A 17666-nucleotide genomic window follows, 5' to 3' on the forward strand; every position below is an offset into this window, starting at 1 on the left:
AAAGAAAAGAAAAAAATTACTGATTACTTGACGGACCTGCCGCTGTAAATTCTTTTTGCAATGTATCATCTAACCAATCCGACCAGAGTGCCATATCTTCTATGCAAGTTTTTGTTTCACCGAAATCAATTCCATGAATATCTCTTTCGTAAGTTGCATATACCCAATCGTTGTCAGGAGTTGCATCAGGACGTACTGTAAGTTTTACGCCTAAGCTCTGATCACTTACTTCAAGACAACGTCTGTAAAATTTTTCACGATTTGCCACTGGCACTAACATTAGTCCGCTGAATATGCGAAGAAAATGTCGGGTGGATCCATCCGGTTGTGCATGACTTGAAATAAATAATTCAATTCTTGCGGAGCCTTTATAAAGATAGTAGGCTTGGTTCTGCTCATTCCAACAGGTGGCAGGATCAATACCAACGCCGTTGATAAATTCCTTCACATAATCTAATACTTGTTGTGGACTTGACATATAATTTATTTTATAAATCTAAGATAAGCATATTGCGCTATTAGACAAAAGCAATCTCAAATAAATCTATCACAAACAAAAAAACTAAATATAATTTTTCAATTTTCATTAACAGTATTCCACTATTATTTATTTATTTTTATACAAACAAAAAACTATAATATGAAAACCAAATTTACTTTTACTCTACTTATTATTTGCAATATCATGTTGCATGCACAGTCTGTTTTCTTTAATAGCAACCATTTAAATACTAACAATCATCAGTATCTGCAAAACAAAGAACAGGTTATGGATTACCGGTTAATTAACTTTATTATAGAAGATTATGAGTTAGGCGATTGGGTATCCTCCGACAGTGTTATTTATTCATATGATGATGATCTACCTTACGGACATGGTAATTTTGATTTCATTCAATTCCAAAATTATTCGTCAGAACCACTATTTTATATTTGTGAATATTTTCAATATAGTGCTGAATGGGTGCCTGCAGTTAAATACTATAACAATTTTAATAGCGATGATCTTCGGTTTGCACAAAATATTGATTCCTGGGATGGGACTGATTATGCTGGTGATGGAAGAATTGAATATACCTATAATATAGATAATTCAATTTCAACAATAATTACTTTAGATTATAGCGGAGGAGATTATGATTCTTTATATAAGCAGAAGTATAATTATTCAGCAGATCAATTAGTAAATATCACTTCTCAATACTATACAACAGAATGGGAGAATGATGCAATAGAAGTTTATAGTTATAATTCGGATGGACTAGTTGAAACAACAACTTATCAATACTGGACCGGATCAACATGGGCAGATACTTACCGATTAATTTCTAATTATGATGAAGATGGTAATCTAATTGAAGAAATTAATCAGGATTATGCGCCCGGATGGGAAACTGAAGGACGATATGTATATAATTACAATGCAAGTGGATTTTTAAATGAAGTAAAGACACAACTATATGATGGGTTAGATTATTTAGATTATCAAAAATTTGCTTTCGTTGAATTTGAAAATGGAATGCCAGCTACAAATACTATTTCTTATTGGGATGGATTTGTTTGGAATTTAAGTTTAAAGGCGACAATGGAATATGAAGCCTATGATGATGGAACCGTTGCAATTGACAATCCATTATTTAATAAAAATTTCAATGTTTATCCAAATCCTGCAAGTGATGTGATGTCTATTGAATTTACTTCGAACTCCGGTTCTATAGTTTCATTAATCATAACAAATAATGCAGGAGAAATTGTAAACAGACAAACATTTAAAGCGGTACAAGGTAACAATCAAATTACCAAATCCATTTCTGAATTACCTGCGGGTATGTATCATTTATCTCTAATTCAAAATGGAGTAAAAGAAACACATTCATTTATTATTCAATAACTGAATTTGCAGATTAGTTTTTACACCGGACTGTAACATTTACATTCCGGTGTTTCTTTAAATAGTAGTATCTATGTTTACCCACATTATATTTAACAGAATAATTCACATTGGATATTTACTTTTATGCTTGGTAATTTTCAAAGAATCAATTCAAACTCTAAAAACTAAAACTCCAAATTATTATGAAAATTAATTTTACATGTGTACTGGTATGCCTCCTTTTATTGAGCTTTCAAGCAAAGTCTCAAACAGATGGAAATACATTTAATATTTATGGATTTGCAATGATGGATGCAGGTTATAATCTCGGACAAAATCACCCTGACTGGTTTGATGTAGTGCGTCCAACTAAATTACCCGCTTTTGAAGATGAATACGGGTCCGACGGCAATGCATTTTTTAGTGTACGTCAAACCCGATTAGGATTTAAAAGTCACACAAAAACTCCGGTTGGCGATTTAAATACAATATTTGAATTCGAGCTTTTTGGTACCGGTGTAGATGCCGGCCAAACCACATTTCGTTTACGCCATGCTTATGGTGAATTAGGTCAATTTGGTGCCGGTCAATACTGGAGTCCTTTTATGGATATTGATGTATTTCCAAATTCAATTGAATATTGGGGACCAACTGGTATGGTGTTCTTCAGAAACGTACAATTAAGATGGATGCCTATTAAAGGAGAAAGCTTTTTAACCTTTGCTTTAGAAAGACCAGGTGCAAGTGCGGATCAGGGTAATTACGCTGATAGAATTGAACTCACCGGCATTGCTCCAAAATTTGAAGTACCCGATCTATCAGCTGAATATCGTAAAGGTGGTGATTGGGGTTATGTAGAACTTGCCGGTATTGCTCGCAGCATTAGATGGGAAGATCAAATTGAAGATAGTATTGACTTAAGTGGCGATATAATAGGTTGGGGATTAAATCTGAGTACAAATCTAAAAATTGGTAGCAAAGATGTCTTCCGTGGTCAGGTAGTTTATGGAGAAGGAATACAAAATTATATGAACGATGCCCCTGAAGATGTGGGTATAGAAAATCATCCTGAAAGTGCAACAAGACCAGTGGAAGGTGTTGCCTTACCAATATTAGGAATAGTGGCATTTATTGATCACACTTGGAGTGATAAATTCAGTACTTCACTTGGTTACTCAATGACACAAATAACAAATTCAGATGGACAAGCGGATGCAGCATTTCATGCAGGTTCTTATGGTCTAGTAAACTTGCTTTACTATCCTGTAAATAATGTAATGGCAGGTATGGAATTACAATATGGTGGTCGAGAAAATTTTAATGACGGCTGGGAGTATAATGCTTTACGTGTGCAATTTTCATTCAGATATAAATTCTCGCAGGTATTTGCTCAAAACAATTAATATCAATTCAACTTATAAAATATAATATGATGAAATCAAATGTAATCTCAAGCTTGAAAAAATTAGGAGCAGCAGTTTCTCTTTTCTTAGCAACATTTTCCATTGGCTATAGCCAAATGGATTATCAAAAAGTGGTGGATGAAGCCTTTGCAAAATTTAAAGATTTAAAAGAAGGCGCAAATGCAGACTATATTCCGGAGCTTGCGAAAGTAGATCCGAATATTTATGGTATTGCATTAGTAACAGTAGATGGAAAAATATATACTGCAGGAGATTTGAAATCAGAAGTTTCTATTCAATCTATTTCTAAAGTATTTACTATGGCTCAGGTAATTGAAGAACAAGGATCTCAGGCAATTGAGGATAAGATTGGTGTGGATGCAACAGGTATGCGTTTCAATTCCATTGTTGCTGTTGAACTACAAAAAGGCAAAGAAATAAATCCGTTGGTTAATCCGGGTGCAATCGCTGCAACAAGTTTAATTAAAGGAAATACCTATAAAGAAAAATGGGATAATATACTTGCCGTACATGAAGCATTTGCAGGAAGAGAATTAAAAGTAGATGTACCTGTTTATGAAAGTGAAGCTGCTACCAATCAACGCAATCAAGCAATTGCACAATTGCTGTTAGCGTATGGTAGAATGTATTTTGATCCTGCCGAAGCAACAGATATTTACACAAAACAATGTGCTATTGGTGTGAATGCAAAAGACCTTGCAGTAATGGCTTCTACACTTGCTAACGGTGGCACAAACCCAATTACAAAAACGAAAGTTGTTTCTCCTTCTACTGTTTCTCATACTTTACCTGTAATGGCAACTGCCGGCCTATATGATGATTCAGGAAAATGGTTGTACAATGTTGGATTACCAGGCAAGAGTGGTGTTGGCGGCGGAGTAATTGCCGTGTGTCCCGGTAAATTTGGTATAGCTGTTATTTCACCTCCATTAGATGCGGCAGGCAATAGTGTGAAAGCACAAAAAACAATTGAATATGTGGTCAATAAATTAGGTGCAAATCCATATTCAATTCAACCGAAATAATTAATTATCTCAATAAAAATCGGGTGACATTATATTTTAAATGTCTCCCGATTTTTTTAATTTTTAACTATGAAAAAATTTTACAAAAATCCCTTTCTGTATTTACTGATTATGTTATCAATAAACCAAATTGGTTTCAATCAAAATGCACATCCTGATTTAGATTCCACAGTTGTAAATTTTGAAAGAGGTATTGTACAGGATTCTGCAACATATGTAAATCAAACTGCCGGGGAATTTACACCGGGTAGAGGATTTGATGTAGTGAAATCAAATTTTGGAAGCTTGAATATCAGCATCTATGCAATAGCCAGATATCTGAATCAAATGCCTGGGCAACAAACATTTGAAGATCATCTTGGAAGAGAACATGAAATTACCGGACGTAACGATATTTACTGGCATCGTGCAATGATTTGGTTTTCCGGTTTCATTGGTACTCCAAAATTAAAATACAGTGCCACCGTATGGACCATTTTTACAACGCAACAAACTTTAATTTACGGGCAAATACATTATGAGGTAAACAAACATTTTCAAATGGGAATTGGTGTACTACCTAATTTATGTATCAGGTCATTACAAGGACCTTTTCCATTTTATTCTTCAACAGATCGTACTATGGGAGAAGATGCGTTGCGAGGTGGATTTACCGGTGGCTTTAGAGTTATTGGTGAGATTGTTCCTAAACTCAATTACTCGTTAATGATTGGAAACAATTTAAGTACGTTGGGAATTAAAGCTGCAAATTTAACTCGTGATCTTTCCAAAAGTGCGTCTATTTGGTGGATGCCAACCACAGGTGAATTTGGTCCTCGTGGTGGAATAGGTGATTTAGAAAATCATCAAAAATTAGCTACCCGTTTTGGTGCTTCATTTTGTTATAGCAAAGAAGATAGATTTAATAATATTGGTGAGCCTTCACCGGATAATACACAGGTGCGTATGTCGGATGGCATATTATTTTTTGAAACCGGCGCATTAGCAGATGGAGTAACAGTGGATGTAGCGGATTTTGCAATGCTCTCTGTGGATCTCGGAGTAAAATACAAAGGATTTAATGCACAAGCAGAAATTTATGCAAGAAACTTGTACAATATAAAAGCTGATGGTCCCGTACCGGATGCATCATTAAAAGACTATGCTTATAGCCTTCAGATTTCTCAAATGATTGTTCCTAAAAAAGTGATGCTGTATGCAATTAATTCTTATTTCTGGGATGCCTTTGATCGTCATCCTTATGAAATTGGTGGTGGTGTAAATTTATATTTTCTTGAAAGTAGAAGTTGGAGAATAAATGCACAAGCAATGTACGTATATAAAACAGCAGCAGGAGGAAGCTTTGGATTATATACAGCAGGGCAAACGGGCCCTACTATCACTATAGGAACAGATATTTTATTATAGTTTATTTTTTAATAATTCAACCTTTATAAGATGAATAAAAAATGCTTTATCAGATCTTTAATTTATATAATTACTTTTTTTGGTTTACTCAATACACAAATTCTTTACAGTCAATCTAACTACTTATTTAACGACAGTCATTTTCATCTTACCAATTATATTCAGGAAGGAATAACGGTTCAAGACTATCTGAAAATAATGGATAATAAAGTTGGGCGTTCAACACTATTTGGAATACCCGTTCAGCAAATGTGGTCGTATGGAAATTCAGGTGAATATGCGCCCACTTATTATTTGCAATCAGATGCGCCTTTATATTATTATTCATTTACAGATGCATTTATTGCTATGCAATATAAATCGTTATCTGCTACAGATCAAAAACGATTCGATCCGATGATCACAGGTTTTAATCCTGCTGATATGTATGCAGCAGAACATATTAAAAGAGTATTGGAAACTTTTCCGGGAGTATTTTCCGGCATAGGTGAATTTAGTATTCACAAAGAATTTGTTTCATCAAAAATTGCAGGTGGTGTTGCGAGTTTAACAAACCCTGCATTAGATAGTATTCTTAATTTTTGTGCTGAAGTTGGTTTGGTTGTGATTTTACATAGCGATATGGATATGCCAATGGCGAAGAAAGGAACTGACCCTGTATATCTCAATCAGATGAAAGAATTATTTCGTCGTAACCCTAATACAACAATTATTTGGGCACATGTAGGCTTAGGTAGAATTGTTTATCCTGCGGGATATGGTTCTTCCAATAATCCGGAACGTAGCACCAAACATTTGGATATAGTAGAAGAAATATTAAAAGATCCTGCTTTCAAGAATGTGTATTTTGATATATCATGGGATGAAGTGGCAAAGTATATTGTCTCCTCTCCCCAAGCAATTAAAAATACTGCAGAAGTGATGGAAGAATTTCCAGACAGATTTTTATTCGGAACAGATGTAGTTGCACCACCGACTCAGGATTTTTATTTGGGTGTATATAATATGTATCAACCATTGTGGGATATGTTGAGTAAGAACACTAAAGAAAAATTATTACTGAGTAACTATGAAAGAATATTTGATAAAGCAAGAGCAGATGTAAGAGCCTGGGAAAAAGAGAATGTATTGATGAATAAATAAGGGTAAAACTCAGAATTATACTCCTTCAAAATTAAACCATACATTATTTGCGTTTGTAAATGTGATCATTCTCCATTACAAACGCATTTTTTTTTAAAATTGTTAAACGATTTTGAAACGAATAGCTTGTTTAAGAAATTTATAAAACAAGAACTATGCCTCTGCGGATTGTCAAATAATTATTGGCTTAAAGTAAGATTACTTCACTCTTTTCCATTCTTCCGTTTGATGCATAAAATACCAATAGGCTTTCATTTTTAAAATATCATTTCCTTCAAGCCAAATATCACAGGTATAAGATTTTCCGTTTTGCGAACTATAAATATCTCCATCTTTCCAATAGCCATCTTTAAATTTTAAATTTTTTAAAACCACCAATCCCATCAAAGGACGCTTGCGCAAACTCGCATCTGGATTTTCCAAATCGGTGCGTGGTTTTCCTGCTGCATCATTTGGTTCTTGAAGAGCAGCTATTTTTCCTGAATAAGTATTACCCGATTTATAAATTTCAACCACTGTTTTTCCATCACTGGATCTCCACTTTCCAAGAATGGCATCGCTATAGGATTGCGCCATTGAAGTGATAGAAAGTAAAATTCCAAATGAAAGTGTGGTTAAATAATTTATGTTTTTTATTCTTTTGTGTTGCATGCCGATACAAATATGTTCATTTTCAAATTCAGAAATACACATTCAAAAAAATATTTTGATTAAATGACTTTCTGAAATGCAGTGTGCTTTACCTAAAAACTGTGCCTCATTCAGTTAATATTATTTTTTCTTATTCCAATATCTTGCACCATAGCTGCAAAATATTTCTTCACCAGCCTGTATTTTTCGTATAGCAACAAGACAAATGGCATTGGTTTCATCAGCAAGAATCACAGCATTATTTTTAAATTGTGTTACGCCTAAACCTGTTGCATCATTTGCATATTTTGCAAAACAAGTGGTATGCATACAATCTAAAATTTTTCCATCCGGCAGCATCATAAAATAGTTATCCTCTCCGCTAGCTTTGCGCAAAGCAGATTCTTCCGCATTCAGAATTTCTCCCTCAAACTTTGCAATAATCTCCGCTTTATAAATTGTTATTGCTGTAAACAATCCTTTGCCTGCATTTGAAATTCCTGAATCTTGAATAAATAAATAGTCTGACTCTGGTATTTCAATTGGATTTAATTCGGCAATAAGCGCACTGATTTGCATACGGTTTAAATTATTTCTGCATTGAAATTAAAGTAAAGAAAATATAAATCAAAAGATTTAAAAATGAATACATGCAATGCACGAAAAGCAATTGTTAAATAGAGATTGCAATACTTATCAATTGGATAAATATTGATGCCGGATAAAACTGACTCTGTCAAAAAATTGAAGCATACGATTCATTAAAAAACCATATACACAGTTATCTTTACCTTTTACATAACACATTACCTTATACATTTGCCGAATAAATTAAAATACTTATGACAAAATTTTTTCTACCTATCGCTTTCTTGTTTTTTACAGTAACCAATGCATTCAGTCAGGTGGGCGCATTAGATACAGATTTTGGAACCTCTGGTTTAATAACTACAGACGTACCCGGAAATAATGATATTTCCAGCAGAGTTAAGGTTCAGGATGATGGCAAAATTGTGTTGGGCGGAAGATGTGATGAAGGTCCTTTACCCATCATGTTTTTATCAAGATATGATACCACCGGAGTGATTGATTCTGACTTTGGAATTGATGGAATTGCACTCAGTGATATCAATTATTTTACAACCTTCTCCGATCTTTTTATTCAAACAGATGGAAAGTTTTTAGTACTTGGAAATTCCATAATAACTGCCGGGCAATTTGATATGGCGCTTACCCGAATGAATACAGATGGAAGTATTGATACAGATTTCGGCACGGATGGATCTATATTTATAGACTTGGGTGATACCACAAATCTGGGTGAAGCAGTGATTCAATTACCTGACGAGAAAATTGTGGTGATAGGTCATATTGGAGGAGGAGGTACTCCACAGTTTTCATATTCAAGATTTAATTCAGATGGAAGTCTTGATACAGATTTCGGTGATGGTGGTCATGTAATTACTGCTGTGCCCGCTATCAGTACTATTATTACAAGAGCATTCAGAACACCAGATGGCAAAATTGCGGTGTGTGGTTTTGGTATTCAATCCGGAGATTACAATGATTCATTTATTGCAGTATTTACCGAGGATGGTACCTTAAAACCAGAATTTGGAACGGATGGTATTCAATGGGTAGATATCAGTACAAGTAGTTTCTTTTCTTATGATATGCTTGTTCAACCGGACAATAAAATTTTATTCATCGGCACATATACAGACGATATAACCGGAGATACAAACATGAAAATAATCCGATTAAATGAGGACGGTGCTTATGATACATTTTTTGGTGATGGTGGTAAAGTAACTATTGATTTTGATGGCAATAACGAATCGGGAACCAGTATTGAATTACAAAATGATTATTCGATTTTAGTTGGTGGCCACTCCAATGTTAATGGAGACAGAGACTTTGTATTGATGCGGCTTGAGAACAATGGTGATATTGATAATTTGTTTGGAACTGATGGTAAAACATTAACAGATTTTGCAGGTGGCGATGATAAAGCATTAGATATAATAATGCAAAGCGATTTTAAAATTTTGCAAGCAGGTCAGATAAATGATGGAGGCTTACGCATTGGTATGGCGAGGTTTTTCAACAACACTATAATTGAAACCAACATCAATACTTTAAATCCCAATTCTGTTTCACTATTTCCCAATCCTGCTTCGGATAAAATACATATTGCAGGTCTGCCGTCAAACATGAATGGCGGTAGTTTTCCAATTACGGATATTACAGGTCGTTTGGTTGAAAGTGTAACTATCACTGATTTTACGGGTGAAGTAGAAATCAATTTACCCGAGCATCTTAATCCGGGCATGTATATTCTCAGCATTATCAAAGACGATGTATTCATTGTAAAAAACTTTATTAAACAATAAGTTTATAAAGTCACAATCCCGATGAGTAACTTGATATATGAAATGTCTATTCTGTCACGGATAAGTGTTTGTTTTTTTTAATTGTTGGTTTAATAAAAAATGCGTATATTTTTGTATTCGTCAACTGAACCAAAATCAACAATTTATGAAAATGCTTTTATTAATCTTTCTAATAATGTTTACTGCAGGCAGCGTATTGATTGCTCAAAACAATAGTACAAATCAATTCTATGAAATTTCCTATATTCAACCTAAACCAAATCAATCATCTGCTTTAGAGTATGCAATTAAAGCGCATTATAAATTATTCCATGAAACGAATGATGTAAGCACAGTAAGTGTACGTGCAGTTACTGAGGGAGATCTTGCAGGTTGGTATGTTTGGATGTACGGACCTTGTGGTAATGCATCTATTAATAAACATAAATCTGATGGCGCACATGATGCAGATTGGAATACAAATGTAGAGCCCTATATAAAACAATATGGTGATGTAAGTTTATGGCAGTACGATCCTGAATTTTCTAAAGGCAATGAAGAAATTCCTGAAGGGATTACTTATAATGTAATGGCAGTTGATTTGAAAAAAGGAAAAGAAAAAGAATTTAAAAATATTATGAAGAAAGTGCAGCAGGTAGAAGAACAAGAAGAAATTCCTGCATATACAAACACGATGTATTGGAATCTTTACAATTACGGTTATGAGTATGATGTAAAAGTGATTATGCCAGCAAACGATTCTGATTTTACTTCTTCCGCATTTAAAAATAATTATGAATTAGTACATGGCGACGGTAGCTATAATCAATTTATGAAAGACTGGAAAAAAATTGTAATGGAATATAATACCGATGTAATGTCGAATATAAAGTAACCCCTCCTTTTGCATAAATATATAAACCCTGATAAGTTTTCTTATCAGGGTTTTTGTTTACTTTAGATTTTTATTTAACCTAAAACCTATATTTATGAAAAAAGTATTATTACTGGCAGTCTTTGCCGGATTTTTGTCGATGGGCATATCTGCTCAAACGGCAGACAAAAAAGTTTCAGAAACATCTTACATGCTTGCCAAGAGAGGTCAGGAAGACGCCTTTCAAAAAGCAGTAATGGCACACAATGCAAAATTTCATCCTGCAAACACTGGAAATTCAGCCCTACTCCGAAAGGTTGTGTATGGAGAAAAGGCGGGTTGGTTTGTTTGGATTCATGGACCGGTTACTTATGCTGATCTCGATATTGTAAAAGGGCAAGCACATGATGATGATTGGAGCAATACTGTTGACCCCTTGATAGAAGAATATGGCCCAATTGATCTTTGGGAATATGATGATGCACTATCCTATGGAAAAGAAAAAATGGCAACTGCCAAATATTATGATGCATGGGTAATTGACATTAAAAGAGGTGAAGGATATCGCTTTGATGAAATGATGAAAAAATTATCTGCTGCTGTAAAAGAAGATGGCAAACACAGTAATCTTGTTTGGTGGAATGTAGTGCGCAGAGATTCTAAAGCAGATGTTAGTATTCTTTGGACCTTTGATAATTTTGCTGAATGGGATTCGGATACTTTAAAAGATGCTTATGAAAAAGTGAATGGAGAAGGTAGTTGGAGATTATTCTGGGAAGAATGGGAAGAAGTAGTTGTTGATTACACCGAAGAAATTCGTGAAATGATTCGATAAAATTTCCCTTGATATTTTGAGTTTAAGAGCCATAAGTTTTATGGCTCTTTTTTTATGAAAATAAATCGCCTTGCTTGCCGGATTCTTTTATTTTCTATTGTAGCATAACCACTTTGCTGATGATTGTTAGTGTATATGAAATTTGTATTTGACCTATCTCTTTTCTTCCCCTGCCTTCGGCAGGTAAACTTAAAGGGGAAGACGTTTAGGTAGTGGTACATTCAAATGCATTGTTCTAATTAAGATTAGAAACTTCAATTAAATATGATATAAGAGTTAATAAGTAGGATGAATTATTTTCATTGTCAACTGTCAATTGTCAACTGTCAATTGTTTTGCCCCATCTCTTATCTTCCCCTGCCTCCGGCAGGCAAGCTTAAAGGTTTACCCGCCGAAGGAAGGGGAATACGTTTATGCAGTTGTTCTATCAAATTCTTGTTTAAATAATGAGCTATCATTCTTTCGATAATAAGTATTAATAAATATCAATAGAATGGAAAAACATCAAGATTAGGAGAGTTTATCGCTCTCCTTTTTAAGGGAGAGTTAGGAGAGGGTCAAAATGAGATTAATGAGAGGTCAGTATAATTCAATTCATTTTTTGATTAAATAACATTTACAGATAGAAGAAAGATGTTCTCCAGCCTTACAGAATTTCTTTTGTTCTTTCTTTATTCAAGACAAGAAAGAACACATAATATTATTTAGAAATCTAAGATTTGAAATTCCAATTTTTTATTCAAATAAATCCCCTTGCTTACCGGATTCTTTTATTTTTTTATCACCACTTTTCACATCCCATTCAATCTTGGAACCTATCTTCAGTGTATTTTCTTCAACAGATTTTTCTGAATCGGATGCGCTATCCGTTTTAGTTTGGGATTTTTCTTTCAATGGATTTTCTTTAGTTTTCTTTTCATCAGAAGATATTGCCGGTGTAAGCAATTTTACTTTAGCAATTTCAAAATTACTCAAGCGATTGCCCTGACTTTTCCAACCTTTAATATCTATAAATTTTGAAGTATGTATCACTTCTTTCACCTGTTCTTTTTTCTTTCCCTTCAACACGGTTAATTCAATAACAGGATCTGCATCAATACTTAGAATTAATAATTTACTACCGTTAGCTTCACCAATAAAAGAATATTTTTTTCCGGGTACTGTATTCTCAATATAAAAACGTTTAATAAATGTGTTGCCACTTTCTGCATCCCAATAAATTACAGTTACAATAGTTTCCACATCATATTTCAGCAAATGATATAAACCCGCAATATCAAAACGATTTGATAATTCAGTATCGGTTAATTCGTAGGTACCATCTTTATATATTGCAAGCAACAAATCGCCGGTATCAAATTTCCCCAGATTTCTTCCCCGCTGATCTGTATTTAATCTGCCCACTATATTATCATACCAGATATTTCTTCCACCAATAGTAGAAGAACCAATTTCCTTTTGCGTAATTTTCTTTAAGCCATATTTTGTAAGTATAATTCCTTTTGAATCCCGGCCTTTAATTCCCATTGTACCAAAATCAAAATCAAATAATTTCACATGGGCTCTTGCATTCGGATGTAATTGTACTTGCACCACTTCACTTTCACTATTTGGATTTGCATGCAGATACCACACTTTTGCTTTTGCTGCACTTCCACACATATTATATTCCTTATCTCTTGTTATAGAAGTAACATTAAATCGTTTGGCAAATACTTTTCCTGTTTTTGCTTCACTATAAATCATGTGATAAGTCATGCGTTCATCGTCTTTCTTCCACACATTTACATACAATATTTTTTTTCCAATAAACACTTTTTCTGCAATGCGCACCACTTTCATTTTACCATCTTCGGTAAATGCAATGATATCATCAATATCAGAACAGTCGCTAACAAATTCATCTTTCTTTAAACCAAAACCAATAAATCCCTCTTCACGATTCACATACAATTTTGCATTATTGGCAACCACAGATTTCGCTTCTATTGTATCAAACTTTCTGATTTCTGTTTTGCGTTCCCTACCCTTTCCATATTTCTTTAACAGGTTTTCAAAGTATGCAATTGCAAAATCAGTAAGATGTCGCAGATCATGTTTCACCTGCTTCATATCCTTTTCTAATTGACGGATAAGTTCATCTGCTTTAAATCCATCAAAGCGGGAAATGCGTTTGATTTTTATTTCTGTTAACCGAATAATATCCTCTCTGGTAACTTCCCGCATCAGTTTGGATTTATGTGGCTCCAATCCGTTATCAATTGCAATGATTACTTCTTCCCATGTTTCGCTTTCTTCTATATCACGATAAATTCTATTCTCAATAAATATTTTTTCCAAGGAACTGAAATGCCATTTATCTTCCAGATCGGCAAGTTTTATTTCAAGTTCTTTTTTTAATAATTGTTTGGTATGTTGTGTAGATTCTTTTAGCAACACATCCACTGTAAGAAAAACCGGTTTATCCTGACGAATAACACAAATAATTGGTGAGATAGAAATTTCACAATCGGTAAAAGCATACAAGGCATCCATAGTAACATCCGGCGAAACACCGGGTGCAATTTCAATAGCAATCTCTACATCCTGCGCTGTATTATCTACTACTTTTTTTATCTTGATTTTTCCCTTATCATTTGCACGGATAATACTATCAATTACAGAAGTGGTAGTTGTGTTGTAAGGAATATCTTTTATCAGAATTGTTTTTTTATCTGTTGCTACCATGCGAGCTCTCACTCTCACTTTTCCGCCTCGTTCACCTTTATTATAATCAGAAACATCTACCATTCCACCCGTGGGAAAATCCGGATAAACTTCTATCTCTTCTCCTTTTAATATTTGAATACTTGCAATAATTAATTCACAAAAGTTATGGGGTAATATTTTAGTACTCAATCCCACAGCAATACCTTCCACACCAAGTGCCAGCACTAATGGAAATTTCATTGGCAAAAAAACAGGTTCTGATTTTCTGCCATCATAACTCAATTGCCATTCGGTAGTATCTTTATTAAAAGCAACTTCCAATGCAAACTGCGACAAACGAGCTTCTATATATCTTGCCGCTGCGGCATCATCTCCTGTTCTGAAATCGCCCCAGTTACCCTGCGTATCAATCAGTAAATCTTTTTGTCCTAAGTTCACCAGAGCATCTCCAATTGCTGCATCACCATGCGGATGAAACTGCATTGTCTGTCCAATAATATTTGCGACTTTATGAAACCTGCCATCATCCATTTCACGCATTGCATGTAAAATTCTGCGTTGCACAGGTTTTAATCCATCACGAATATCAGGAACAGCTCTTTCAAGAATTACATAACTGGCGTAATCGAGAAACCAATTTTGATACATACCCGACACATGCGTTACTTCGCCTGTGGTTTGCATTGGTTTATTATCCGGTAAATTATTTTTTATTTTGGCCATGGATGTGAAGCAACAAATATAGTATTGCAGAATTCACAAGGAAATCAAACTTTTCCACCATGCTAATGGAACTGCACTATAAAGCTTGTATTATTCTATAACAATGAAGGCCATATTATTTGCCTTGTGGCAATTGTTACAACCTGTTTTCAGGTTTACATATTCGGCTTCTGCAGTTGCTTTATCCTTTGCATCTACTGCAGATTCTAATTTATTAAATGTGGGGAAAATAAATGCTATAAACTGGTCCTCTGCCGGTTGTACTAATTCATCATGATGATTATGTAATTCTTCCATGCGTTCAAAAATTTCCTCCATTTCGTGCAAATGAAAATCGGCGTACTCCCAATTTTCCGTTGCAATATCTGTTGCAAGCTTTTGAATATACACATGATTTGTATTCATTAATTCGCCAAGTCCGGGAGCCACTTGTTCTTTTAATTTATCAAATTCCTTTTCTAAAGAATCTACTTTCTTTTGCAAACTTATATCAGTGGTGGTTGTACTTGTAGATTTCATGCATGCACTGGTGAAGAAGAACAGTGTAATTAAAAATAATAAAACGATTGACCTGTGTATGAAACGCATAATGCTGATTAATAATTAAGCAGCAAAATTTACAAAAATTAGCAACTAATTATTTCTAACGAAAAAAATACCTTATGCAAGGTATAACCTAAAATCATTCGGCATTGGCGAGAAAAGCCTCTTCAATTCTATCTTTTTCTACACGTAGATTACTAATAATAAATTCCTGTCGTTGCGGTGTATTCTTGCCCATGTAATATTCCAAAACTTGCTGAATTGTAAGTTCTTTCCCCACTATCAATGGGTCTAAACGAATCTGTTCACCAATAAATCCTTTAAACTCTTCAGGAGAAATTTCACCCAATCCTTTAAAGCGAGTTATCTCCGGTTTATTACCCAATTTATTTACTGCAGTTTCTTTTTCCTGTTCTGAATAACAATACAATGTTTCCTTTTTATTTCTTACCCGAAACAATGGCGTTTGCAAAACATACAAGTGACCATTCTTTACTAAGTCAGGAAAAAATTGCAAAAAGAAAGTGAGAATCAACAAACGAATATGCATACCATCCACATCTGCATCAGTGGCAATTACCACTTTGTTATAACGCAATCCCTCCAAACTATCCTCGATATTTAAAGCATGTTGCAACAGATTAAATTCTTCATTTTCATACACTACTTTTTTTGTAAGTCCGAATACATTCAATGGTTTTCCTTTCAATGAAAATACCGCTTGTGTTTCCACATTTCTTGCTTTTGTAATAGAGCCACTTGCTGAATCTCCTTCCGTAATAAACAACATAGTCTCCAACGATTTCACATCTTTATCTTCACCATAATGCATTCTGCAATCACGCAATTTTCTATTGTGCAAATTTGCTTTTTTTGCACGTTCATTCGCTAACTTTTTAATACCTGCAATTTCTTTCCGCTCTCTTTCACTTTGAGTAATACGTTTTAATAATGCATCGGCTGTTGCGGGATTTTTATGCAGATAATTATCTAATTCTTTTTTTATAAAATCAATGATAAAAGTGCGCACTGCTATTCCATCGGGTGCAATAGTTATAGATCCCAATTTTGTTTTTGTCTGACTTTCAAATACAGGTTCCTGAATGCGCACTGCAATTGCCGCAACCACAGCTTGCCTGATATCACTTACATCAAAATCTTTTTTATAAAACTCACGGACTGTCTTTACTATTGCTTCACGAAAAGCAGCTAAGTGAGTTCCACCTTGAGTAGTGTATTGTCCGTTTACGAAACTGTAATATTCCTCACCATATTCATTGCCATGACTTATTGCCAATTCAATATCCTCACCTTTTAAATGAATAATTGGATAGCGTAAAGAATCTTCATTGGTTTTTCTTTTTAATAAATCAAGCAAACCATTTTGAGAATAAAATTTTTGTCCGTTGCAATAGATAGATAAACCTGCATTCAGAAAAACATAATTCCACAATAAATTATCTAAGTACTCAGGAATGTAATGGTAGTTTTTAAAAATCGTTGCATCAGGAATAAACTCAACCAGAGTTCCATCTTTCTCTGTAGTTTTTTGTAAATTCTTATCTGATATAATTACACCTTTTTCAAACTCCGCAATTTTTGTTTTTCCATCACGTACACTCTGCACTTTAAATGCAGAACTTAATGCATTCACTGCTTTTGTTCCTACGCCATTTAATCCCACAGATTTTTGAAATGCTTTCGAATCGTATTTCGCTCCGGTATTCATTTTACTTACGCAGTCAATCACTTTTCCCAAGGGAATACCTCTTCCAAAATCACGCACGGTTACTTTGTATTTATCAATATCCACATCAATGCGTTTACCATAACCCATCATATATTCATCAATGGCATTGTCAATTACTTCTTTCACCAAAATATAAATACCATCATCGGGCGAAGAGCCATCACCCAATTTACCGATATACATTCCCGGACGTAAACGCATGTGCTCAATCCAATCGAGAGTGCGCACATGTTCTTCACTATAATTATAATTCTGATTTGCCATAAGCTGCTAAATTAATGGTGATTTCATCTAATATCGCACTGAGTTTAGCACGAGTTAACAGGATATTCACACCGTTTGTACTATGCATAACACC

At 34.3% G+C, this 17666-nt stretch carries 14 protein-coding genes; 8 read left to right on the forward strand and 6 right to left on the reverse strand.

Annotation, left to right across the window (positions count from 1 at the left end; genetic code table 11):
• Nucleotides 1–16: 16 nt before the first annotated feature.
• On the reverse strand, nt 17–478 hold the full coding sequence (locus tag IPN31_13610; protein MBK8682911.1) for a YbjN domain-containing protein: 462 nt from the start codon (nt 476–478) through the stop codon (nt 17–19).
• Nucleotides 479–640: 162 nt separating this feature from the next.
• Between IPN31_13610 and IPN31_13615 the strand changes: the two genes are divergently transcribed.
• From IPN31_13615 to IPN31_13635, 5 genes are all read left to right on the forward strand, one after another.
• Nucleotides 641–1891, forward strand: coding sequence for a T9SS type A sorting domain-containing protein (locus tag IPN31_13615; GenBank protein ID MBK8682912.1), 1251 nt, complete (start codon nt 641–643; stop codon nt 1889–1891).
• Between the two features lie 185 nt (nt 1892–2076).
• A complete protein-coding gene (locus tag IPN31_13620; protein MBK8682913.1) occupies nt 2077–3276 on the forward strand; it encodes a hypothetical protein in 1200 nt (399 codons plus the stop codon).
• 26 nt (nt 3277–3302) lie between these two features.
• A complete protein-coding gene (gene glsA, locus IPN31_13625; GenBank protein ID MBK8682914.1) occupies nt 3303–4322 on the forward strand; it encodes a glutaminase A in 1020 nt (339 codons plus the stop codon).
• A 69-nt stretch (nt 4323–4391) separates the two neighbouring features.
• Entirely contained in the window at nt 4392–5729 is a 1338-nt protein-coding gene (locus IPN31_13630) for a hypothetical protein (GenBank protein MBK8682915.1), read from the forward strand.
• Nucleotides 5730–5759: 30 nt separating this feature from the next.
• Nucleotides 5760–6872 carry an amidohydrolase family protein gene (locus tag IPN31_13635; protein ID MBK8682916.1) on the forward strand — a complete coding sequence of 371 codons (1113 nt, stop codon included), beginning with the start codon at nt 5760–5762 and terminating at the stop codon, nt 6870–6872.
• A 198-nt stretch (nt 6873–7070) separates the two neighbouring features.
• On the opposite strand, the gene IPN31_13640 is transcribed toward IPN31_13635, so the two are convergent.
• Complete coding sequence (locus tag IPN31_13640) at nt 7071–7565, reverse strand: DUF2147 domain-containing protein (GenBank protein ID MBK8682917.1); 495 nt, start codon at nt 7563–7565, stop codon at nt 7071–7073.
• A 78-nt stretch (nt 7566–7643) separates the two neighbouring features.
• Nucleotides 7644–8081 carry an SET domain-containing protein gene (locus tag IPN31_13645; GenBank protein ID MBK8682918.1) on the reverse strand — a complete coding sequence of 146 codons (438 nt, stop codon included), beginning with the start codon at nt 8079–8081 and terminating at the stop codon, nt 7644–7646.
• Nucleotides 8082–8344: 263 nt separating this feature from the next.
• Between IPN31_13645 and IPN31_13650 the strand changes: the two genes are divergently transcribed.
• The 3 genes from IPN31_13650 (at nt 8345) to IPN31_13660 (ending at nt 11583) form a co-directional block, all read left to right on the forward strand.
• Complete coding sequence (locus tag IPN31_13650; GenBank protein ID MBK8682919.1) at nt 8345–9895, forward strand: T9SS type A sorting domain-containing protein; 1551 nt, start codon at nt 8345–8347, stop codon at nt 9893–9895.
• A gap of 151 nt (nt 9896–10046) precedes the next feature.
• Nucleotides 10047–10769: a hypothetical protein gene (locus tag IPN31_13655; protein ID MBK8682920.1), complete on the forward strand. Its 723-nt coding sequence runs from the start codon at nt 10047–10049 to the stop codon at nt 10767–10769.
• Between the two features lie 94 nt (nt 10770–10863).
• Nucleotides 10864–11583 carry a hypothetical protein gene (locus tag IPN31_13660; GenBank protein MBK8682921.1) on the forward strand — a complete coding sequence of 240 codons (720 nt, stop codon included), beginning with the start codon at nt 10864–10866 and terminating at the stop codon, nt 11581–11583.
• Nucleotides 11584–12318: 735 nt separating this feature from the next.
• Here IPN31_13660 and IPN31_13665 read toward each other — a convergent pair.
• From IPN31_13665 to IPN31_13675, 3 genes are all read right to left on the reverse strand, one after another.
• A complete protein-coding gene (locus IPN31_13665; GenBank protein MBK8682922.1) occupies nt 12319–15015 on the reverse strand; it encodes a DNA gyrase/topoisomerase IV subunit A in 2697 nt (898 codons plus the stop codon).
• A gap of 90 nt (nt 15016–15105) precedes the next feature.
• The gene (locus IPN31_13670) at nt 15106–15534 is read right to left on the reverse strand and encodes a hypothetical protein (protein ID MBK8682923.1); all 429 of its coding nucleotides are present in this window, start codon (nt 15532–15534) and stop codon (nt 15106–15108) included.
• Between the two features lie 163 nt (nt 15535–15697).
• Nucleotides 15698–17572: a type IIA DNA topoisomerase subunit B gene (locus tag IPN31_13675; GenBank protein ID MBK8682924.1), complete on the reverse strand. Its 1875-nt coding sequence runs from the start codon at nt 17570–17572 to the stop codon at nt 15698–15700.
• Nucleotides 17573–17666 lie beyond the last annotated feature (94 nt).

This window comes from Bacteroidota bacterium, assembly GCA_016715425.1.
Classification (GTDB): Bacteria; Bacteroidota; Bacteroidia; order Chitinophagales; family BACL12; genus JADKAC01.